Origin of the sequence: Nocardia sp. NPDC006630 (assembly GCF_040611495.1) — a bacterium.
Lineage (GTDB): Bacteria > Actinomycetota > Actinomycetes > Mycobacteriales > Mycobacteriaceae > Nocardia.
In genome coordinates, this window is the sequence record NZ_JBEXOK010000008.1 from 417134 (window position 1) to 438618 (window position 21485).

General features: G+C 66.3%; 18 protein-coding genes. 8 read left to right on the forward strand and 10 right to left on the reverse strand.

Features of this window, described 5'->3' with window-relative positions; all coding sequences use genetic code 11:
* Complete coding sequence (locus ABZX86_RS25645) at positions 1 to 753, forward strand: alpha/beta hydrolase (RefSeq protein ID WP_355127182.1); 753 nt, start codon at positions 1 to 3, stop codon at positions 751 to 753.
* Between the two features lie 25 nt (positions 754 to 778).
* On the opposite strand, the gene ABZX86_RS25650 is transcribed toward ABZX86_RS25645, so the two are convergent.
* The 4 genes from ABZX86_RS25650 to ABZX86_RS25665 all read right to left on the reverse strand — a co-directional run bounded on the left by ABZX86_RS25650 (position 779) and on the right by ABZX86_RS25665 (position 5111).
* Positions 779 to 2158, reverse strand: a complete 1380-nt coding sequence (locus ABZX86_RS25650) for a phosphatidylglycerol lysyltransferase domain-containing protein (protein WP_355127183.1) — start codon at positions 2156 to 2158, stop codon at positions 779 to 781.
* A 109-nt stretch (positions 2159 to 2267) separates the two neighbouring features.
* Positions 2268 to 3266 (reverse strand): DUF5996 family protein, encoded by a 999-nt coding sequence (locus ABZX86_RS25655; protein ID WP_355127184.1) that lies wholly within the window; start codon positions 3264 to 3266, stop codon positions 2268 to 2270.
* Between the two features lie 88 nt (positions 3267 to 3354).
* Complete coding sequence (locus ABZX86_RS25660) at positions 3355 to 4005, reverse strand: FMN reductase (RefSeq protein WP_355127185.1); 651 nt, start codon at positions 4003 to 4005, stop codon at positions 3355 to 3357.
* The gene (locus ABZX86_RS25665; protein WP_355127186.1) at positions 4002 to 5111 is read right to left on the reverse strand and encodes an LLM class flavin-dependent oxidoreductase; all 1110 of its coding nucleotides are present in this window, start codon (positions 5109 to 5111) and stop codon (positions 4002 to 4004) included. Before ABZX86_RS25665 ends, ABZX86_RS25660 begins: the two co-directional genes overlap by 4 nt.
* A 225-nt stretch (positions 5112 to 5336) precedes the next feature.
* On the opposite strand from ABZX86_RS25665, the gene ABZX86_RS25670 reads away from it, so the two are divergent.
* On the forward strand, positions 5337 to 5648 hold the full coding sequence (locus ABZX86_RS25670; RefSeq protein ID WP_355127187.1) for a hypothetical protein: 312 nt from the start codon (positions 5337 to 5339) through the stop codon (positions 5646 to 5648).
* A gap of 130 nt (positions 5649 to 5778) precedes the next feature.
* On the opposite strand, the gene ABZX86_RS25675 is transcribed toward ABZX86_RS25670, so the two are convergent.
* Entirely contained in the window at positions 5779 to 7620 is a 1842-nt protein-coding gene (locus ABZX86_RS25675) for an alkyl sulfatase dimerization domain-containing protein (RefSeq protein WP_355127303.1), read from the reverse strand.
* A gap of 368 nt (positions 7621 to 7988) precedes the next feature.
* Here ABZX86_RS25675 and ABZX86_RS25680 point away from each other — a divergent pair, with 368 nt between their 5' ends.
* From ABZX86_RS25680 to ABZX86_RS25695, 4 genes are all read left to right on the forward strand, one after another.
* Positions 7989 to 8645, forward strand: coding sequence for a TetR/AcrR family transcriptional regulator (locus ABZX86_RS25680; RefSeq protein ID WP_355127188.1), 657 nt, complete (start codon positions 7989 to 7991; stop codon positions 8643 to 8645).
* A gap of 127 nt (positions 8646 to 8772) precedes the next feature.
* Positions 8773 to 9741 carry a patatin family protein gene (locus ABZX86_RS25685; protein ID WP_355127189.1) on the forward strand — a complete coding sequence of 323 codons (969 nt, stop codon included), beginning with the start codon at positions 8773 to 8775 and terminating at the stop codon, positions 9739 to 9741.
* Entirely contained in the window at positions 9738 to 10322 is a 585-nt protein-coding gene (locus ABZX86_RS25690) for a QsdR family transcriptional regulator (RefSeq protein ID WP_355127190.1), read from the forward strand. The genes ABZX86_RS25685 and ABZX86_RS25690 overlap by 4 nt, the downstream gene beginning before the upstream one ends.
* 213 nt (positions 10323 to 10535) lie before the next feature.
* On the forward strand, positions 10536 to 11963 hold the full coding sequence (locus tag ABZX86_RS25695) for a DUF1254 domain-containing protein (RefSeq protein WP_355127191.1): 1428 nt from the start codon (positions 10536 to 10538) through the stop codon (positions 11961 to 11963).
* An 89-nt stretch (positions 11964 to 12052) separates the two neighbouring features.
* Here ABZX86_RS25695 and ABZX86_RS25700 read toward each other — a convergent pair whose 3' ends face one another.
* Together ABZX86_RS25700 and ABZX86_RS25705 are read right to left on the reverse strand one after the other, a co-directional pair.
* Positions 12053 to 14185 (reverse strand): heavy metal translocating P-type ATPase, encoded by a 2133-nt coding sequence (locus tag ABZX86_RS25700; RefSeq protein WP_355127192.1) that lies wholly within the window; start codon positions 14183 to 14185, stop codon positions 12053 to 12055.
* Between the two features lie 76 nt (positions 14186 to 14261).
* Complete coding sequence (locus ABZX86_RS25705) at positions 14262 to 15584, reverse strand: serine hydrolase domain-containing protein (protein WP_355127193.1); 1323 nt, start codon at positions 15582 to 15584, stop codon at positions 14262 to 14264.
* Between the two features lie 272 nt (positions 15585 to 15856).
* Here ABZX86_RS25705 and ABZX86_RS25710 point away from each other — a divergent pair, with 272 nt between their 5' ends.
* A complete protein-coding gene (locus ABZX86_RS25710; RefSeq protein WP_355127194.1) occupies positions 15857 to 16510 on the forward strand; it encodes a zinc ribbon domain-containing protein in 654 nt (217 codons plus the stop codon).
* 69 nt (positions 16511 to 16579) lie between these two features.
* On the opposite strand, the gene ABZX86_RS25715 is transcribed toward ABZX86_RS25710, so the two are convergent.
* From ABZX86_RS25715 to ABZX86_RS25725, 3 genes are all read right to left on the reverse strand, one after another.
* The gene (locus tag ABZX86_RS25715) at positions 16580 to 16861 is read right to left on the reverse strand and encodes a hypothetical protein (RefSeq protein WP_327141482.1); all 282 of its coding nucleotides are present in this window, start codon (positions 16859 to 16861) and stop codon (positions 16580 to 16582) included.
* Positions 16862 to 16995: 134 nt separating this feature from the next.
* Positions 16996 to 18429, reverse strand: coding sequence for a DUF1254 domain-containing protein (locus ABZX86_RS25720; protein ID WP_355127195.1), 1434 nt, complete (start codon positions 18427 to 18429; stop codon positions 16996 to 16998).
* Between the two features lie 150 nt (positions 18430 to 18579).
* Entirely contained in the window at positions 18580 to 19230 is a 651-nt protein-coding gene (locus tag ABZX86_RS25725) for a TetR/AcrR family transcriptional regulator (RefSeq protein ID WP_355127196.1), read from the reverse strand.
* A 186-nt stretch (positions 19231 to 19416) separates the two neighbouring features.
* On the opposite strand from ABZX86_RS25725, the gene ABZX86_RS25730 reads away from it, so the two are divergent.
* Positions 19417 to 21456 carry a CocE/NonD family hydrolase gene (locus ABZX86_RS25730; RefSeq protein ID WP_355127197.1) on the forward strand — a complete coding sequence of 680 codons (2040 nt, stop codon included), beginning with the start codon at positions 19417 to 19419 and terminating at the stop codon, positions 21454 to 21456.
* The last annotated feature ends 29 nt before the right edge of the window (positions 21457 to 21485 follow it).

Genomic DNA, 21485 nt, shown 5'->3' on the forward strand with positions numbered 1-21485 from the left:
ATGGCGAAGTTCACGACCTGGGACGGCTTACAGCTCAACTACCGCGTGTGGGAGGGCGAGGGCAGGCCCGTTGTGCTGCAGCACGGCGTGGTCGCCGACACCAATGCGAATTGGATGAGCGTGGGCATCGTGGCGGCGCTGCAGGCCGCCGGGCATCACATCATCTCGCTCGATGCGCGCGGGCACGGGCGCTCGGAGAAGCCGCACGATCCGGCGCGCTACTCCTGGCAGGCTATGACCGCGGATATGCGGGCGCTCTTCGACGAGCTCGGCCTGGACGAGGTTGCGCTGGTCGGATATTCGATGGGCGGGATCATCTCGATCCTGGTGGCGCAGGCCGACGATCGGGTCGAGCGGCTGGCGGTGGGCGGCATCGGGTCCGGCGTGGTGGACTGCGGCGGCATCGATTGGCGGGTCATCGAAGCCGCCGATATCGCCGCCGCCATGACGGGCGACGGGTCCACGGCCGCACCGCAGGCGCAGATGTTCCGGATGCTGGCGGACGTGCTGGGCACCGATCGCGAGGCGATCGCCGCACTGGCGGCGGGCCTGAACGAGGCGCCGATCAAGACCGTCGCCGATATCACGATCCCCACCCTGGTGGTCGCCGGTGACGCCGATCCGTTCGCGGCCGAACCGCAGCGGCTGGCGGCCGCGTTCCCGGACGCGCGCCTGGTGACGGTGCCCGGCGATCACCTGGTGGCGACCGCCGATCCCGGTTTCGCGGCGGCCCTGGTGGAGTTCCTGCGCTGAGCCGCAACAGCTCTGGACGCGGCGGTCAGTACTGGCGGCGGTGGGGCACGAACTCCAGCGTGAGCAGCGCGACCGCCGCGATCAGCACCTCACGCCAGCGGATCAGGACGAAGCGCTGATCGGCGAAGGCGTTGAATTTACGCAGGAACCGGTACAGCGATTCCAGCCGGATGAGCGGATCACCGAGTCGCACAGCCATATACGCCGCCTGCCCGAGCCGCGAGCGCCCCTTCTCCGCGAAGAGTTCCGGAAAAGCCGCGAAGGCCAGCGAGATTCGGGTGATGCCGCGCGCGCGGGCGTACTCGACGAGGTCGACGATCATGCGTTCGTCGAGCCCGTTGGGTGCGTCCTTGCGCCGCCACGGCACGTCCAGGCTCAGCTCGCGGCCGTCGCCGGAGACGCCGTAGCGCTGGAATCCGGCGACCTGGCCGTCGGCGTCGCGGGCCATGACCACGAGCATTCCCGGATGCCGTCCGTCGAGCAGGTGGTCGAGGATCATGGAGAAACCGCGGGTCTGGCGCCCGTGTCCCCATTCGTCGACAATGGCGAGCAGCGTTTCCCGCTGCGGTTCGGTGAGCGCGGCCTCCGGAATCACCTCGGTGGTGACACCGAAGTTGCGGGTGCGGCTGACCGCCTGGCGCAGATTGCGGAAGTGCCGTCCCACCATGTCGAATTTGTCGACCTCGATCACCACGTCGCGTCCGATCGGGACGGCGTGCAGGCCACGGTGCTCGAGGGCGCGGTGCTGCCAGATCTCGGTGAGTTCCGGGCTCGCGCCCAGTACCGCGATGCGCCAGCCGTGATCACTGGCGAATTCCGAGAATTCGGTGACCAATTCGCGGAATCTGCCCTTGTCACCGATGGGATCGCCCGCGACGACGGCAATACCCAGCCGGGTCCGGTAGGCGACGGCCGCGGAGGAGTCGGCATTGAAGAAGTAGCTCTTGGACGAGTGCAGCGCGAAGGGCGCGACCGGATCGTCCGTGCTGCGCCGCACCAGTTCGGTCACGCGCGGCAGCTGCTCGGGTTGCGGCTTGCTGTTCTGCGGGGCCATCAGGATCAGCCCGGTCGCGGCGAGGAAGACGAAGCCCACACCGGCGTGGTCGGTGCGGTAGCTGAAGTTCGCGATCACCAGCACGACGGCGGCCGCGGTGAGATGCGGGAGCGTGAGGGGACGCCGCAGGTACAGCCCGCGCGCCACGAACAGTCCGGCAATGGAGACCGCCACGAACCAGCCGTGGTCGTTGCCCTCACTGGACGCGCGTTCGGCCGCCCAGGTCAGCACCAGGCTGGCCAGCACCAATGCACCGATGAGCGGGACGCGGGTGCCCGGTCCGGCGGTGAAAACGGTCTCTCGATAAGCGGTCAGGCCGGAGGTCCGCACCGCCATATTCTCATCAGACATGCCGCTTCCTTTGCTTGCTATGCGGCCCGCTCACCAGTCGTCTCCCCATGGTGATCCTCCTCGGTCCCTATCAACACACTATGCGGGAGAGACGATTCGAAGCACGCGGTTATTCCGGCCATCCCCGCCACGGGCTCTCGAGTACGGGGTCGGTAATGCCTCCGGGGCAGGCCAGAGCGGGTGCGTCCCAACCAGCGAGACGCGATCCCGCAGAGTAGGCGGAGTGCAGGAAATCCAGGGTCGCGCCCACCGGATCGGCGCTGCGCCGGGCCGCGTCGTAGGCGTAGTAGGCGGCGTGCGCAGAACCGGACGGCACCCAGCGAGCCTCCGGCGGTTGCAATGGAAGTTCGGTCAGCCCTTCGGGTTCCGGGGCGGTGTAGGAGTAGAAGGTGGGTTCGGGCACCTTGCTGTCGCCGAACCAGAATCCGGCGCTGATCTCCTCGCGCGAATACGCTTCGCGCGTCACCGGATCCACGCTGGCGGGCAGGTCGATCTTGCGATCGGAGAAACGCTGCACCGCCAGATCGAAGGTGTGCCAGAAGAGTTGGACCGGGCTGATCTTGCCCGAATAGGTGGCGCTGAACTCTTCGAGAATGCGGCCCACCTGGCTGGTGACGTAGAACGCGCGCTGTGCGGCGACCGGGTCGTAGTGGTGGTGCTCCTCGTCCTCGGCGAAGGGGCGGCCGTGGTCGGGCAGATCGTAGGGCGTGGGATGCGCGATCGTGACCTCGATGCCCAGATTGTCCAGAGCCCGCATGACCTCGCCGTAGAAGCTCGCCACCGACTGGCCGCCGAGCGGGATCTCCTCCTGTGTGCCGCGATCGCTGGAGATCCGCAGCACGTGATCGAAGAAATCGAAGTCGCAGGTGAACACGGGACCGTCGGTAGCGGTGCCCAGCGGCACGGTGGACCATCCGCGCGCGGTGACGCGGTAGGTCATATGCCACCAGTGATTGCGGCGGATGCCTTTGGCCAGGGCCACCTTGCCGACGATCTGCACAAACCGGTGCAGCGTCTCCTTGGTCGGCCGCCACGCGTCCAGCGGCAGCGCGGGCAGCGCCTCCCCCGTCGCCGGGCCCAGCGTGCTGGTTCCCGCGGACTCGCCCATGTCCCTACCCACTTTCGTCGAGACGTTCGTGTTCGAGGCCGGCAGTGCGGGCGGCCGGTATGTGGCAGCCGCCGCAAAGCCTACTCAGCTACTGAGTAGCTATAACATCCGTACGTCGATCGCCCCGCAACCGGTCCCCGCCGAGCAGCTGCGCGAACGGCACCGGATCGTCGTACGGATCGGCGGTCACGCGCCCCGGGCGCAGTGCCACCAGATCGGCGAATTCTCCTGCCGCACGCAGAATTCTGTCACTCAGTCCGGTGTCCGCGCCGGAACTTCCGGACCCCCAATCCTCGGATGCGGCATACACCGACGTCGGCGCCACCACCGCACGCAGATAGGCGAAGAGCGGCCGGACCGCGTGCTCGAGCGCCAGCGAATGCCGTGCGGTGCCACCGGTGGCCGCGATGAGCACCGGCTTCCCGATGAGCGAATCCGGTTCCAGAACATCGAAGAAGGTCTTGAACAGACCGCTGTAGGAGGCATTGAAGATGGGGGTGACCGCGATGATCCCGTCCGCGGTCACGACCTTGTCGACGGCCTCCCGCAGGGCGCCGGCCGCGAACCCGGTGACCAAGTTGTCGGCCAGACCGTGGGCGTGATCGCGCAGCTCGACAATATCGAATTCGAGCTCCGTGCCGGTCAGCGCCGCCCGGGTGGCAGCAATCAGGCGATCGGCCAGCAACCGGGTCGACGAGGGCTGCGAGAGCCCCGCGGCGACCACCGCGATACGGGTCATGCCTGCACCTCCGAGGTGTCGGCTGTGGCATCGGCGTTCCGGGCGGCCAGCAGCGCGGCGTGGGTGGGACCGTCCGGAACATGCGCCGGACGCAGGGCGTCGAATTCCTTGCGCAGCACGGGAACTACTTCCTCGCCGAGCAGATCCAATTGCTCGAGCACGGTCTGCAGCGGCAGTCCGGCGTGATCCATCAGGAACAGCTGGCGCTGGTAGTCGCCGAAGTGCTCGCGGAAGGTCAGCGTCTTGTCGATGACCTGCTGCGGGCTGCCGACGGTCAGCGGCGTCTGGTCCATGAAGTCCTCCAGCGACGGCCCGTGCCCGTAGACGGGGGCATTGTCGAAGTAGGGCCGGAATTCGCGAATGGCGTCCTGCGAGTTCTTGCGCATGAAGACCTGCCCGCCCAGCCCGACAACGGCCTGGTCGGCGGAGCCGTGGCCGTAGTGCTCGTAGCGGCGGCGGTAGAGCTCGATGAGCCGCTGGAAGTGCCCGGTCGGCCAGAAGATGTTGTTGGCGAAGAAGCCGTCACCGTAGTAGGCGGCCTGCTCGGCGATCTCCGGACTGCGGATGGACCCGTGCCAGACGAACGGCGCGACGCCGTCGAGCGGGCGCGGGGTGGCGGTGAAGCCCTGCAGCGGGGTGCGGAAATTGCCCTGCCAGTCCACCACGTCCTCGCGCCAGAGCCGGTGCAGCAGCGCGTAGTTCTCGACGGCCAGCGCAATGCCGTCGCGAATGTCCTTGCCGAACCACGGATAGACGGGTCCGGTATTGCCGCGGCCCAGCATGAGATCGACCCGGCCGTCGGCCAGGTGCTGCAGCATGGCGAAGTCCTCGGCGATCTTCACCGGATCGTTGGTGGTGATGAGCGTGGTCGCGGTGGACAGGATGATGCGCTCGGTGCTCGCGGCGATATAGCCGAGCATGGTGGTCGGCGAGGAGGGCACGAACGGCGGATTGTGGTGCTCACCGGTGGCGAAGACGTCGAGGCCGACTTCTTCGGCCTTGCGGGCGATGGCGACCATGGCCTTGATGCGCTCGGCCTCGGTCGGTGTCCGGCCGGTTGTCGGGTCCGTGGTGACGTCGCCGACGCTGAAAATTCCGAACTGCACGGGGACCTCCTGGGCTCACACCCTTTTTGGTGGATATGTCAACCTAATGAACACGGACCCCCGCGACCCTATTCCGCCGGGGTGACCCAGCCCACCCCATGGCTATGATCACACGCAACTAACCTGCGACAACAACGAAACACACAGTAGTGCAATATGTTTCAAGTTAAGCTGAACATTCCCCGCGCAACGCCGGAAAAACCAGGGACCAGGGGGTAGATCCGAATGGCGGACACGAGCGTCGGTACGGCATATGCCGTCGTCGTCACCGCGGTCAGCGACCCGATGCAGGTGGAGGGTCTCGAATGGGAGCGGGCGGTGGAATATCTGCCCAGTCTGGATTCACAGGCCATGCAGAGCTGGGTCCGCGCGCAGGAGGCCACGGGTGTGGCAGTCCGGCACGGCGTGGTCATTCCCGGCCCGCAGCGCCGGGTCGCTCCACGACATCCGTACCGGGAGGTGTGCGTGCCGCCCGCGGAGTATCAGCTCTTCAGCGCGGCGGTGCGGCACCGACCGGAACCGGCGCTACGCGCCTAGCCGACCGGCGCACCGCCCCGGCCGCACGGACGAAACGGGGCCCTGCCGGACGGTCGGCGGCAGGGCCCCGCATTCGCAATTCGCCGCGCGGATGAGAGATGCGCCGCGAATTACGTTGTGCTGCTGGTCTTTACGGTGTGACGATGGCGAAGTTCGGGTCCGGCTTGCCGAAGAGCCCCTTCATCTGGGCGAGCACGGCGGCATTGCCGTCGATCGTGATGTCGCCCTTGGCTACCGCGGCCTTCATATCGCCGCCGCCGATCATGTTCTGAATGAACCCGCCGCGGGTGAGCGTGACGGTCGCATCGGGCGCGGCCAGGCCGTCGTTCGGCCAGCGGTCGTAGTGCACCAGCACGCCATTGCGCAGCTCGGAGCGGTGCACTTTGCCGTTCTGGTCGCTGAACTTCCAGTCGGTGACCACGTGCACGTCCCAGGCCTCGGGCCCGTTGACGAACAGCGAGATGGCGTCGAACGCCTGATCCACGGTGAGCGCGGCGAGCAGGCCCTTGGAATTGGCCGAGGTGGGCGTGCCGAAGGAGCCGTTGCGCAGTTCGTAGGCGCCGGAGAGGTAGAAATTGCGCCAGGTGGCGTTCTCGGATCCGTAGCCCAGCTGCTCGAAAGCACTGGCCTGCAAGTCTTTTGCCTTCTTGTTGCTGTCGTCGGCGAAGATCGCGTAGTTCAGCAGCTGTACGGCCCAGCGGTAGTCGGCGTCGTCGTAGGCCTTCTTCGCCTTCTTCAGCACCTCGTTCGCGCCGCCCATGGCATCGACGTGCCGTTTGGCACCGTCGACCGGCGGATGCTCCCACAGGTGCGCGGGATTGCCGTCGAACCAGCCCATGTACCGCTGGTAGATCGCCTTCACATTGTGACTGACGCTGCCGTAGTAACCGTGTGAGTACCAAGCCTTTTCGATCTCCGGCGGCATCTGCATGGCCTCGGCGATCTCACTGCCGACCATGCCGGTATTGAGCATGCGCAGCGTCTGGTCATTGAGGTAGCCGTACAGATCCCGTTGTGCGGAAAGGTATTCGACGATCTTGCCGGTGCCCCAGAGCGGCCAGTGGTGCGAGGAGAACACCACATCGGACTGGCGCGCATAGAGATTGATGGATTCGGTGAGGTACTTCGACCACACATGCGGATCGCGCACCAGCGCACCGCGCAGCGTCAGCAGATTGTGCAGGGTGTGGGTGGCGTTCTCGGCCATGCAGAGAATGCGGCGATCGGGGAAATAGAAGTTCATCTCCGACGGCGCCTCGGTGCCCGGCGTCATCTGGAACACCATGCGCACGCCGTCGATGACGTGCTCCTCACCCGTGGTGTTGATGCTGAGGGTCGGGTCGATGAGGGTGGTGGTGCCGACCGAGGTGGTCTGGCCCAGGCCCGCGCCGATCTGCCCCTTCGGCCCGCGCGGCAGTGCGGCGCCGTACATATAGGCGGCGCGGCGCGCCATGGCGGTGCCGGCGTAGATGTTCTCCGCGACCGCGTGCTCGAGGAATCCGGAGGGCGCGACCACCGGGCAGCGGCCCGCGTCGACATCCTCGCGAGTGGTCACACCCAGCGAACCGCCGAAGTGATCGACATGCGCGTGGGTGTAGATCAATCCGGTGACCGGCTTGTTGCCCCGATGCGCGCGGTACAGCGCGAGCCCGGCGGCGGCGGTCTCATTGGAGATGAGCGGGTCGATGACGATGACACCGGCCTGCCCCTCGATGAGCGTCATATTCGACAGGTCGAGGCCGCGGATCTGATAGAAGCCGGGCGCGATTTCGTACAGGCCCTGCTTGATGGTGAGCTGCGATTGCCGCCACAGGCTGGGATTGGCCGAGGACGGGCAGGTGCCCTGCAGGAAGTTGTAGGAGTCGGTGTCCCAGACCACCTTGCCCTTGTCATCCTTGATGACACCCGGCTGCAGCGCCTCGATGAAACCGCGGTCGGCATCGGCGAAGTCGGTGGTGTCGGAGAACGGCATGGTCTCGGTGACCTTTTTGTTCGCCGCGGTGATGGCATCGGTGGGGTCGGTCTGGGTGGTGGACGGGTTCACCTCGTCGGAGGTGCCGCAGGCGGACAGTGCACCGCCGACACCGACCGCTGCCAGGGCTGCCGCGCCGACGCCGAGCATGCCGCGCCGGGACACCTTGGGTCCGGGATTCTCCGGCTGCTGCCCGCTGTCGTTCCGATTGCCGTCGGCCACTTCGCTCTCCTACCTCGTCTGATGCTCAACCGATTCCTGTCGTCGATAGCCACCATAACCACTATTGCAGTTAGACTGCAATAGTGGGGCTATGAAATCTCACGTGCCCCATGGACCACCGGGAGACGCTGTGATCGGATGCAGACATGAGTGACGGCACCGCACAACCCGCGACCGACTCCCCCGCCGCGTCTTCGGGTGACGCCCCCACCGTGCGCCGCCGCCGTCGCAATCCGGAGCAGACCCGCCGGGCGATCATCGACGCTCTGCTGACAGCCATCAAGGACGGCAAATTCCTGCCGACCGCCAAGGACATCGCCGAGCGCGCGGGCGTTTCCGAGCGCAGCATCTTCGTGCACTTCCCGGGCCGCGACGATCTGCGCATCGCCGCGGTCGAGGCGCAGTCGGAGTACGTGGAAACCCTTATCGCGGCACCGGATCCGCAACTCCCGCTGGATGCGCGCATCGACGCGGTCATCGCGCAGAGCGAGGCGATCTTTGCGGCACAACGCAATCCGCGACTGCTCGGCCTGCTCGAATCGCAATCGATTCCGGTGCTCGACGAGCGCATGCGAACAACCGACGGCCGCACCCGCGACGGCCTGGCCCGAACCTTCGCCACCGAATTGCATCGCGACGGCAGCACCGATACCGAACTGCTGGACCTGATCGAGGCGACGGCAGGCTGGGCGTACCGGCACCAACTGGTCGACCGTCGCGGCCTCACTCAGCAGGCAGCCTCCCGCGCGATCGCCCGGGCACTGCGAGTTCTACTGGCGGGCAAGGATTCCGGCGCCGCCTAGGCCACCCCGGACGCGCCGATACCGCCGATCCGACCTCCAGCGCAGTCTTCGTCGCGCAATATGATACACAGAGACTTCAATGTCTCAAATAGCCGCCGTAGACTCGATGGCTACAGGAAGGGGCCCCATGCCGGACCAGAACCACAGCGGCGACCTCACGACCGTCGGAGTCGGCGAACTGATCGCCCACCGACATCGCGAGGGCAGCGCACCGGGGCAGCGCACCGATGGGCACCGGCTCGCACTGGTCATCGAGGGCGGATCCTCCCGCGGGGCGTTCTCGCACGGAATGGCCATGGCCATAGAGGAACTCGGCGTGCTGCCGTGCTTCGACGCCGTGTACGGGGCGTCGGCCGGCGCGCTCAACGGTGCGTGGCTGCTGTGCGGGCGGGCCATGGAATCCGAGCGCGCCTGGCATCCCGAGGTGATCAATCGGGTCATCTCCCCGGTGCGCGCACTGCGCGGCGGTCCGGTGGTCGATACCCGGTATCTGGTGCACACGGTGTACGAGCGAATCGTGCCGATGGATTTTCCGGCCATCCTGGCCAATCCGGTCACCTTTCATCCCATCGCGACCGATGCCGATACCGGCAATGCGGTCGATCTGCATTCCGAACTCACCGACGGGGCCTCGGTACAGGCCGCCCTGCGCGCCTCCACCTGCCTGCCGATCCTGGCCGGGCGGCCGGTGCACATCGGCGCGCGGCGCTTCGTGGATGCCGGACTCTCCGAATCCGTGCCCATCCGTACCGCTTTGGCGCAGGGGGCGACCCGCGTGCTGGTGCTGCGGACCCGGCGCGCGGACGAACTCATGCGCGCGCCTTCGTCATTCGAGAACCGGGTGGTGGCGCGCTTCCTGGCCCGGCACGCGCCGGGCACCGTCGAACCGTGGCGGACCCGAATGCAGCAGCACCTGCGTGACGAGGAGGATTTCGCCACCGATCCGGCGGTACTGCAGATCCGCCCGCCGCACAATGCCCCCGATATCGGCCGGGTCGACCGCGATCCGCAGGTGCTGCGCGAAGCCCTGGCGCTGGGCCGGGTGGTGACCGCGCGGACGCTGTCGGAGTACCTGACCCCTATTCTTTCGGCGTGACACGTGCGGAGGGAACCAGGGCGCCGGGGCGACCGGCCTCGGCCAGTCGCGAGGATGTCCTGAAGGCCGCCATCACCATGTTCCTGGCCGGCAAGCGCGTCGATGTGAATGCCATTGCCGCACAGCTCGGTGTCGGCCGGGCCAGCATCTATCGCTGGTTCGGCTCCCGCGACGGACTGCTCGGCGCAGCGATCGCCGGTCAGCTGGAGCGCATGGTCGGCTCGGCCGATCGGCGCTGCCGCGGCAGCGGCGGGCAGCGGCTCGCCGAGGTGCTCGATCACACCATTCACCGACTGGTCGAAGACGATTCGCTGCGAACGTATTTCGACAATGAATCCACCGCCGCACTGCGCTTGATCACCCGCAGCGACGGGGTCGTGCATCAGGCGGCGGTGGCGATTGTCGAGCAGCTGATCGAGCAGGCGCAAGAGCAGGGCTACCACCCGCCGATCGAGCGAAATACCTTGGCCTACGCCCTGGTTCGACTCTGGGAAGCATTCCTCTACAACGATGCCGTCGCCGGATTCCGAGGCGATGTGGAGCGCTTGCAGCAGGTGCAGACCGCGCTGCTACGCGCCTGAGACCGCCAGCAAGGATGCCGATTGCTAATACACAGCAATGGCTGCTGGCCGAGGTGTCACCTCCATCGAGCCCCAGCACTGCAGCAGGTAGGTCATATACGCGAGCGTCGAGGTGATCGTGCTCGCGAGGTCGCGAGTGGCGGAGCCGAGATTCAGCGAATTCGTAGCTAAGCTCCGGTGGCATTGCCATCCGGACAGACGAAGGAGCGCGACGTGCAGGATCCACTCCCCACCACTCATGTTTTCTCGCGCCGCTGGGTGCTGGGCATGGGGACCGCCGCCGTGGCGGGACTGGCCCTCGTCGCGTGCAGCTCGAACGACGACAAGTCCACGACGGCCACCACCACACCCTCGTCGAGTGATCCCAAAGCCGTTGCCGCCGATGCCTATACGTTCGGGTATCCGCTGGTGCTCATGGATGCCACCCGCGCCTCGGGCGGGGCCGTCAATCAGTTCGCCAATGCCGTCCACCTGCCCACACCGGACGACAAACAGGTGGTGCGGCTGAATCTCGACACGCTGTACTCGCAGGCCTGGCTGGATCTGGCCGCCGAACCGCTGGTGCTGCAGGTGCCCGGTATGGAGGCCGACCGGTACTGGCTCATGCAGGTGCTCGACGCCTGGACCAATACCCGCCACAATCCGAGCAGCGTCAGCCCGAAGGTCGGCGCCGGGGCGGCGACGCCGCCGTTCACCTACCTGGTGACCGGACCGGACTGGCACGGATCGGTGCCGGACGGCATGACGCAGCTGCCCGTGCCCACGAATACCTCCTGGGTGATCGGACGCATCCAGGTCAATGGCGCGGCCGATGTCGACCGGGTGCGCGCGCTGCAGGATCAGCTGAAGCTGGTACCGCTGAGCGCCTGGCTGCGCGGTGAGACCGACTCCCCCGGCCGGGTGTACGCGGTGGACCAGTCCGTGCCCCCGCCGCCCAAGCAGGTGGCGGCCATGGACGGGCCGGCGTTCTTCAACAAACTGTGCGCACTCATGGCCGCCGAACCGCCCGCGCCGGAAGATGCCCCGGCACTGGAGCGTTTCGCCGAGATCGGTATCAAACCCGGTGCGACCGTGGACAATGTGTCCGCGGATCTGCTGAATTCCGGTGTCACCCAGTCGAAATCGCAGATCACCACCTTCGACGATCCGCAATCGAAGAACGAGAACGGCTGGAAGTTCTCCACCGACCTCGGCAGCTACGGCACCGATTACGCTTTGCGCGCCGTCACCGCGGTGCAGGCGCTCGGCGCGAACCTGGCCGAGGATGCGGTGTACCCCAGCCTCTTCGGGACCGCCGACAAGGACGGTCACCCCCAGCGCTTCCGCCTGCACTTCCCCGCCGGCCAACTCCCCCCGGTAGCCGCCTTCTGGTCCATCACCGCCTACGACGGCGACAGCTACCTGGTCCCGAACACCGCCGACGTCTACGCCGTCGGCCACCAGATCCCCCCGGTCCCCAACCCCGACGGCTCGGTAGATATTGCCGTCCAAAGCGAGGACCCGGGTTCCACTGTCCCCCAGGGCAATTGGCTCCCCATTCCCCCAACCGGAAAATTCTCCCTGAGTATGCGCCTCTACGCCCCGAAAAAGCAGGCCCTGGACGGCGACTGGCAACCCCCCGCCCTCGAACCCGTCAGCTGACACGCTCCCCGTCATCCCGGCATGCTTTTGGCCGGGATCCACATTTCCGGCGTGGATCCCGGCCAGAAACGCACCGGGATGACGGGGGATCAGTTACGGCTGGGGAGGTGTAGTCGCTTGAGGGACAGGGCATTCAGAGCGACGATGACGCTGGAGCCGGACATCGACAGAGCCGCGATTTCCGGGCGGAGGGTCCAGCCCAGCGCGGGTTCGAAGACGCCGGCGGCGATGGGCAGGGCGATGGTGTTGTAGCCGACCGCCCAGGCCAGGTTCTGATGCATTTTGCGCAGCGTGCCGCGGCCGATGCGCAGGGCGGTGGGCACGTCCAGCGGATCCGAGCGCATGAGGACCAGGTCGGCGGTCTCGATGGCCACATCGGTGCCGGCGCCGATGGCAATGCCGAGGTCGGCGCGAGCCAGTGCGGGAGCGTCGTTGACGCCGTCGCCCACCATGGCGACTTTCCTTCCCCCGGACTGCAATTCGGCGATCTTGTCGGACTTGTCGCCGGGCAGCACCTCGGCGATGACGGTGTCGATCCCGAGTTCGGCGGCAATGCGCTCGGCGGTGGCGTGGTTGTCGCCGGTGAGCATGACGACCTCGACGCCCATCTCGTGCAGATCCCGCACGGCCTTGGCCGAGGTCTCGCGCACCGCGTCCGCAATGCCGATGACCGCAGCCGCCTTGCCGTCCACCGCCGCGAGCACAGCGGTCTGACCGCCGCCCGCCACCCGATCACGCGCAGCGGCCAAGTCCCCCAGTGCAATTCCCTCGCGCTCGAGCAGCCGGCGATTGCCGACCACCACGCGGCGGCCGTTCACGGTGGCAATGGCGCCGTGCCCGGGAATGTTCTCGAAGTCCTGTGCCCGTTCACCATTCGCGCCCTGCCCCTCGGCATAGCGCACCACCGCCGCCGCCAGCGGATGCTCGGATTCGCGTTCCACGGCCGCCAGCAGCGGAATCAATTCCGCGGCGGTGATCACGCCGTCGGTGACGATTTCGGTGACCTCCGGCTCACCCTTGGTGAGGGTGCCGGTCTTGTCCATGACCACGGTCTGGATTCGCGCCGAACTCTCCAGCGCCATCGCATTCTTGAACAGCACACCGCGTTTCGCGCCCAGACCGGTGCCGACCATGATGGCGGTCGGAGTGGCCAGTCCCAGCGCGTCGGGGCAGGTGATGACCACAACGGTAATGGCGAACAGCATGGCCTTGGCGAAGGTGGCCCCGGCCAGCAGCCACACCACGAGAGTCAGTGCGCCACCGATCAATGCGACCAGCACCAGCCAGAAGGCCGCGCGGTCGGCCAGTTTCTGGCCCGGCGCCTTCGAACTCTGCGCCTCCCGAACCAGATTCACGATCTGCGCCAGGGCGGTATCGGCGCCGACCTTGGTGGCCCGCACCCGCAGTACGCCGTTCTCGTTGAGCGTCGCGCCGATGACCGTCGCGCCCGGATCCTTGTGCACCGGAAGGCTTTCGCCGGTGACCATGGATTCGTCGACTTCGCTCTCGCCCTCGAGCACCTCACCGTCGACGGCGATCTTGGACCCCGGCCGCACCAGCAGCACATCGCCGACAATCACGTCGGCCGTGGGGATTTCGACCTCCTGCCCGTCTCGGATCACCACGGCCTGCGGCGGCGCGAGATCCAGCAGCGCGCGAATGGCGTCATTGGCCCCGCCGCGCGCCCGCATCTCGAACCAGTGCCCGAGCAGGACGAAGGTGGCCAGCATGGTGGAGGCCTCGTAGAACACCTCACCGCCGCCGGTCAGGGTGATGGCGAGGGAGTACAGCCAGCCCGCGCCGATGCCGACCGCGACCAGCACCATCATGTCGAGCGTGCGCGCCTTCAGCGCGGCCACCGCACCGGTGAAGAAGATGGCCGAGGAGTAGAAGATCACCGGCAGGCTCAGAATCAGCGCCCAGATGTCCTGCCGCAGCCCGAACGGGGTCGGCAGATCCAGCCCGAACATATCCTTCGCCATCGGCGACCAGAACATCACCAGCACCGAGAAGACCAGCGCGACCAGGAATCGATTGCGCATGTCCTCGGCCATCTCGTCCATGGACATGCCGCCGTGCCCGGCGTGCCCCATGGCGGCATGGTCCATATCCGCATGCGTGGTGTCGGCGATCGCGGCGTGATCCATTACCGCGTGCGTGGAGTGATCCATGGCGGAGTGGTCCATCTCGGCGTGACCGCTATGCCCGTTCTTCTGGTCCATACCCTGACCATATACCCTCCGGGGGTATATGGTCAGTAGATGTGACGGGCGAGCCACGCGGTAACCGGGATACGTCCTACCGAATGCCCGGCGTCGCGGGATCGGTTCCGAAGCAGCCGACGATGTAGCAGCCGGGCGGCCAATCCGACACCGGCGGCGCCAGCGGTTTGTCGAGGCAGGTCAGCAACCCACAGCCGGGATAGGCCATGGGCCCCAGACCCAGCGCGGCGAGAGTCGCGTCCGGATTGGAGATCATGGGATCGGACAGGCTGATATCCGGCCCGGCCACATAGGGCCCCGGATCGGGCAGCACCGGATCCCGGAAGGCAGCGGTCAGCGAACGCATCGCCTCGTGCGGGAAGCTCACCGAACCACCGGGCACCGTCACCCCGGTCCAGCTGATCAGTAGGCCCAGGCTCGGCACAATGGTGTTGTCCTGCCGCATCATTCCCGACATCTGCACGGCGTCGGCGGGCATGCCGGGGAAGATCGACCCGCAGTCCGGGCCATTGACCACGAAGAGGAAGCCGTAGCAGTCGTTGGCGGCGATCGGCGTGGTGGCCTGGGTCAGATAGTCGGCGGAAATCACCTGTGTGCCATGCCAATTCCCATGGTTGGCAACCAGGAGTCCGAGCTTGACGAAGTCATCGGGCGGCAGCACCAGATGCGCGTAACCGTAGGTGTTGTTGCTGCGATCCCGCGCCCAGTGATAATCGGTGCGCTCGATCCCCAAGGGCTCGAAGAGTTTTCGCTGCGCGAACGCCTGAAAGTCCTCCCCCACCGCCTGCTGCACCACATAGGCCAGCAGGTCGACGGCCCGCTGGCTGTACTGCCACTGGGTGCCCTGCGGGTGCACGATGGGCATGGCGAGCGCCTGCGCCACCACATTCGGATCGAGCTGCACCAGCCCGGTGACCCCCTCCGAGGCCACCGCCACCTCCATACCGGAGGTCTCGGTCAGCAGGCTGCGCACGGTGATCGCGCGATGTGCCGAATCCCCCAGCCCCGCAGGCAGATACCTGTCGATCGGATCATCGATGCGCAATCGCCCCGCATCCACCGCCAGCCCCGCCACCATGGACACCACACTCTTGGTGCTGCTCCACAGATTCCACGGCATCCCGCCCGCGCGTTGATTGTTCGGCCCGCTCGCCACCAGGCAGTTGTTCCGATACACCGAGACCGTGAACCGCGAAGGATCGGCCACGAACCCCATCGCCTGCTGCAATCGCTGCGAATCCAGCCCCACCGCTTCGGGTGCCGCGGTCTCCGGCGTTCGGCCGGAGCTGACCGCACACTGCTGCAGCTGCGCCGGATCGGCCCGCACGCCGGGCGCACCGACCAGCAGCATTGCGGCGGCGACCACCGTCACAATACCGACCGTCCAAGTCCGAATCACACCAAACCACCTCTCCCGAAGTCCCATTCGGGACATCGGCAGGTAGAGCGGCTCGTTATCTTTCCGTGACCCCCGAATTATCGGGGCGGAACTTCCAGGGGCGCACTACAGCGACACTCCCGCTATCGCCGCGGCGGTAAACAGCGGCCTCCCACCGGTTCCCCGTGTTGCGCACCCACCCGGGCATACGATAAGAAGCTGACGATACGTGGTCCGGGGGTTTCGGGCGCGTGCGTACGTAGTCCGCTCAGCCGCAAAGGAATCGCCCGATCATGGCCGCACCGGTCGTCTTCACCAGCTCCTATTACGACGAGTCCAATGACAATGGGTTCCAGTGGGAGTTCCGCTGCGATCGCTGCAGCACCGCCTACAAATCCCCGTTCGAACAGAACTACCTCTCGCGAGGGCGCGGCGCGCTGCGCGTGGTGCGAGATCTGCTCGGCGACCACTTCAGTTCGATCACCAAGGTGTCCAACGCCGCCGAGGACTTCTCCAATACCTGGGGTGGCGGCTCGGCCTCGGCCACCAAGGACAAGGCGTTCAACAACGCGGTCGCGCACGTCAAGGACGACTTCCGGCTGTGCAGCGGCTGCGGGTCCTGGGTGTGCGCCCGCATCTGCTGGAACGACCATGTCAGCCAGTGCACCCGCTGTTCGCCGCTGGTCGCCAATCAGATCGCGCAGGCGCAGGCCGAGGCGCGCGGTTCGCAGATCCGCGATGCCGCGCACCAGCAGAATTGGACGCAGAACCAGGATCTGTCCACACCGGCCCGGGTCACCTGCCCGACCTGCGGGACCACCACCACGGGTGGTCGCTTCTGCGGCACCTGCGGGACCGGTCTCGATATGCGCGCGCACTGCACGGGCTGCGGGCATCAGCTCCAGGTGGGCACGGCCTTCTGCTCGAACTGCGGTCAGTCGCAGTAACTTCGGGCCCGCATGAGAAAGCCCCGTCCGGTCCTCTGGGACCGGACGGGGCCTTTCAGGCAGCGCTCGTTACCCGGCGGAGCCGGTGTTGAACGGAACCGGGAACGGGATGCCCTGGTTCCAGTCGCCCGGGTTGTTCCAGTCGTGGTCGTGGTGATCCCAGTCATGGTGATCGCCATGATGATCCCAATCGTGGTGGTGCCAATCGACATCGGTGGCGCTGGGCACGGTGGCATCGGCCGAGGCCGGAATGGCCAGCGCCGTAAGCGGCACCGCGGCGAGGACACCCGCGAACGCAACGCGGACAGCGATCTTTCGGGTCCCGGACGTCCTCATCAGGTTGGAGAGCATCGGAATTCCTTTCTCTCTAGCGATGAATCGCAGCAATACGATTCATTCACCTATCGAACGAGGTATTCCTCAAGGACCCATCCGAGGAGCCTGGCAAGACCCTGGGAATCCGGCTGAGCGGGACGCCGTATTTCTCAGGCGACCTTGTGCAGCGCCGGTGGCTTCCAGGTGCCGTCGATGACCTTCTGATCCGGCGCGTAGAGCCGCAGGGTGAGCGAGAACCGGCCCGAGACCGGGATGGGCAGCCAGTTGCCGGGCGGGACGGCGGTGCCCGGATCCGCGTTCTGCACAGTGATATCCACCGAACCGTCGGCGTTCTTCACCACCGGAATCTGATGGCCGATCGCGTAGATGCCGGCCGGATTGTCGATGAGGAAACTGTCGGCGTCGTATGCGGTGATCGACCAGAAGGCATGGGCCGGCGGCAGCTGACCGTCCGGGAAGTGCAGGATGTAGCGAATCGGCGTGCCATTGTCGTCGGCGGTGCTGAAGACGGTCGGGTAGACGGCATCCTTGGCCAGGTTCGCGCCCAGGCCCTGCAGGGCGATATTGGCGCGCAGCAGGTAATCGGTGTCGTAGGCACCGACATTGGTGGCGAAATCCCACCCGTTCTCGTCCTTCATCTGCGGATTCCGGTAATTGGCGATGGTCGTCTTGGCCGCGGCTTCGCCGGCGTTGAGCACATCGGCGGAGACCTTGTCCGCGGTGCCGCCGGGCGATACGCCGATCTTGGCGAATCGCTCCATGGCCGGGGCGTCGGCCGCGGCGGGCGGGTCGGCGACCATGAGTTCGTTCAGCTTGGCGAAGAAGGCCGGACCGTCCATCTGCGCGACCTGCCGGGACGGGTTGATCGACTTGTCACTCGGGGCCGCGGGGGGAGGATTGTCATGATTGCCGCTCACCCACTGACTCAGCGGCACCAGCTTCATCCGGCTCTGAACGGCTTTCACATTCTCGACATCGCCGGGCCCGTTGATCTGTACGCGGCCCAGCAGCCATGCGGTATCGGTCGGCATGGCCAGCGGGGTGACATCATCCGGCAGCGTGCCCGTCCAGCCCGGTCCGGTGATCGCGTAGGTGAAGGGACCGGTCTTCGCGCCCGAGCGCAGCTGCGGATCGACGCTGCCGGGGTCCTGCTTCGTATTGGACCAGGCATCCAGGAACTGCATGAGCCAGTACCGATTCGGGTCCATCTCCGGCACCTGGAGAATCATGGGCTCGTTCTTCACATCCAGCCAGGCCTGCGAGTAGAAAGTGTCCAGATTCAACCGCACCACCTGCCGGTCGGCGGGGGTCGGCAGGGTATCGGCGTGATCGAAGTGATTGGCCGCCGCCGCCGAGGCGCGGGTGGCGTCCATCAGGACCAGCGGATAGCCGAAGGTGAAGGCATCGGCCGCAATGTCTTTCGGATCGTCCGAGGCCGCGGCGGTCGAAGTTGCCGAACTATCGCTCGATGACGAATCTGTACCGCAGGCGCTCAATCCCACCGCGGCCAGGACCACCGCGAGCGTGGTTGCCGTAGCTCCCGCCCATGCCCGTCGTGAACACATCCTGCTGCGAATAGTCATCGGACTCCTTGCCTCAGCGCGACTGGCGCGACACGATCACGAGCGCCGACAGTTTGCCAGCAGTGCGCTGGGGCAGTGAGCCGACACTCCACGCTGGCATGATCGGTCAGGAGCGGCCTCACCCGAAGCGGGTGAATTCACCTCTACGGCTCAGGGGGCGTCGCAGTCCAGGAGCGTCAGCGCGATCGAGCACAGCGGCGGTGCGAGGCCGGGCAGCGCGGCCGGTCCGACTGTCTGCATGCATTCCCGAATGCGGTCGTCGATACCGCCGATGAGGAAGTCGTAGACCACCTCCGGCAGCTGCCCGCTGAGCTCGCCCTGCTGCACGGCGAGTTCCCGCGCCGCGCGCATGCGATCAGCGAACACCGTCATCAGACGCCTGCGGTATCCGGCCAGCGGCGGACCCGCGATGAGCGCCTCCACGTGCAGCGCCCGCGCTATGGCCGGCTCCTCCGCGAGAATGTCGAAGTACGCGGTGAGCGAGGTGCAGACGAGCTGCCGCCAATCCAGTTGGCCCGCAGCCTTGATCGCGGCGGTGAGCCGCCCGTTCGCCACCTCGACGACCGTTTCGAAGGCCGCGGCGAAGCATTCCTCCTTCGAATCGAACAACTCGTAGAAGGTGCGGCGGGAGATCTTGGCCCGCGCCACCAGATCCGCGACAGTAACCGGGTGATAGCCGGATTCGGCGACCGCATCGAGCATGGCGATGAACAGGCGCCCGCGCTGCGATTCGGCTACCTCTGCGCGCGTCAACCGGTGCGGGCCGCGCGGCAACCGGTCGTCGGGAACTGACACCTTCACCTCGACACGATAGCAACCGTGAACTGCGCGATTGTCATGCCGCGCCACCCGTAATGAGAACCGGCCCAGCCGTTTTGCTTGCCCTCGATAGTGAGGAACGTTACGGTACCCGACAGGTAGTGAGGTACAGCACTGTTTTTATCCGCCTCTACAGCGGATGTCCAACGAAGGGCTGGTCGGGTTTCGATGAGGTTGTTCGCACGATTAGGGGCAGCAAGCGCTGCCGCGGTCGTCGCCACACTGGCGCTGACCACACTGACGGTTCCGGCGGCCCATGCCGATCCGCCGGACAATGACCCCGCCGCCGCGTGGACGGCCGCACAGGACGGGCCGCCACAGTATCCGGGCGTGCATGTCGACTGGGATGTCCCGATCACCATGAGCGACGGAACCGTCCTGAAGTCCAATGTGTATCGGCCGATGGACGCGGCCGGCCACATTGTGGACACCCCGCTGCCGACCATCGTCAATATGACCCCGTACACGAAACTCGCGTACATGCTGCTGGATTCGGCCGTCTCGATCCCCGGCCTGTTCGACGGCGTCACCGATCTGATCAACCGATTCGATCTGTTCGACCTCAATGGCACACCGCTGTCCAGCCTCGGCGATCAGATCAAGGTGCTGTCCGGAGGCGGCGGGCGCGTGGTCGCGGCCGACCGCCATCTGATCCAGAGCGGGTACACCGAGATAGTCGCCGATGTCCGCGGCACCGGATTCTCCGAGGGCGTCTGGCCGGTCTTCGGTGAACGCGAACAGCAGGACACCGCCGAAATCGCGCAGTGGGCAGCGAATCAGCCGTGGTCCGACGGCAAAATCGGACTGGCGGGCGTCTCCAATGGCGGCATCAGCGCACTGCAGGGCGCCGAACAGCAACCCGAATCGGTCAAGGCGGTGTTCTCCGTCGTTCCCGGCAGCGATCTGCTCCGCGATACCGTCGCGCCCGGTGGCGGATTCGATATCGGGTTCGTCCCGTTCTGGCTGCTCGCCGTCAATACGGCCAAATGGTTGCCGGATCTGTCCTCGATCGCCACCGGCAACTTCGATTGGAAGTGGCTCGCCGACCGGGTTGCCAGCCCCATCACTTTCATCGACACCCTGCTGCGCGCTCTCGTCGTGCCATCGGTCGACGCGATACCCGCTGATATGAAACAACTTCTGGATCCCGAGGGCCCGTTCCGGTCCGGGATCACCGGACATCCCGATCGGATCACCGCGCCGACCTTCATCGTCGGCGGCTGGCACGATATCTTCAACAACTCGGAATCGACTGCCTACAACGCGATTCCGCTGCCGGCCGATCAGAAGAAGCTGCTGATGGGCGATTGGTACCACGTCACGCTCGGTTCCGGACTGGGTGTCGCCGGTGCGCCGCCGCGCCTGGACGTTCTGCAGCATGCCTGGTTCGACAAGTGGCTCAAGGGAATCGACAACGGTATCGATGCGTACAGCCCGGCGACCCTGTTCCAGCAGGGTGGCGGGTGGACCAGCAGCGACCGGTACCCGCGTGCCGGAATGACGTACGCACGCCAGTACCTGTCGGCCGATCCGAGCGGCACCGCGGGCACGGTCGTGCACGATGGATCACTCAGTGCGACAGCACCTTCGGAGCCGACGACGCTGACCGTCTCGCCCGGCCTGTCCACCGTGTGCTCTCGGGACGGAGCACAGGGCACCGCGGGGGTCCTGGGCATTATCGATGCCTGCGGCAAGGATTCCCGACTCGCCGAGGTCGCGGCGCTCACGTTCACCGGACAACCCGTCGGCGCGCCCACCGCCATCTCCGGATCGGTGAACGTGCACTTGAACACCGTCCTGGACGCGACCGACGGATACTGGTCGGCCACGCTCAATGATGTTGCGCCCGACGGGCAGTCGACCGTACTGACCACCGGACAGCTCACCGCGTCACTGCGCAAGCTCGACGAGGACAAGAGCAAGAAGTCGCCCAATGGCGATTACACCGCCCCCTTCCCGACCCTCACACTGGAGGATCGGCAGGCCATCGTGCCCGGCGAGCCCACCACACTCGAGGTGGGACTGGAGCCGACCGATGCGGTGCTGCAACCGGGTCACCGGCTGCGCGTCGATATCTACGCCGCCAATTTCCCCAAGGGCATGATGATTCCCGCACTGCTGCTGGAATCACAGCTCCGGCCACAGCACCTGGTTCTCGACCCCGCCGCACCCAGCTGGGTGAATGTGCCTTCCAGCACAACGTTCTGACGGCTCGCGCCCCGCATGGATGCCCGCTG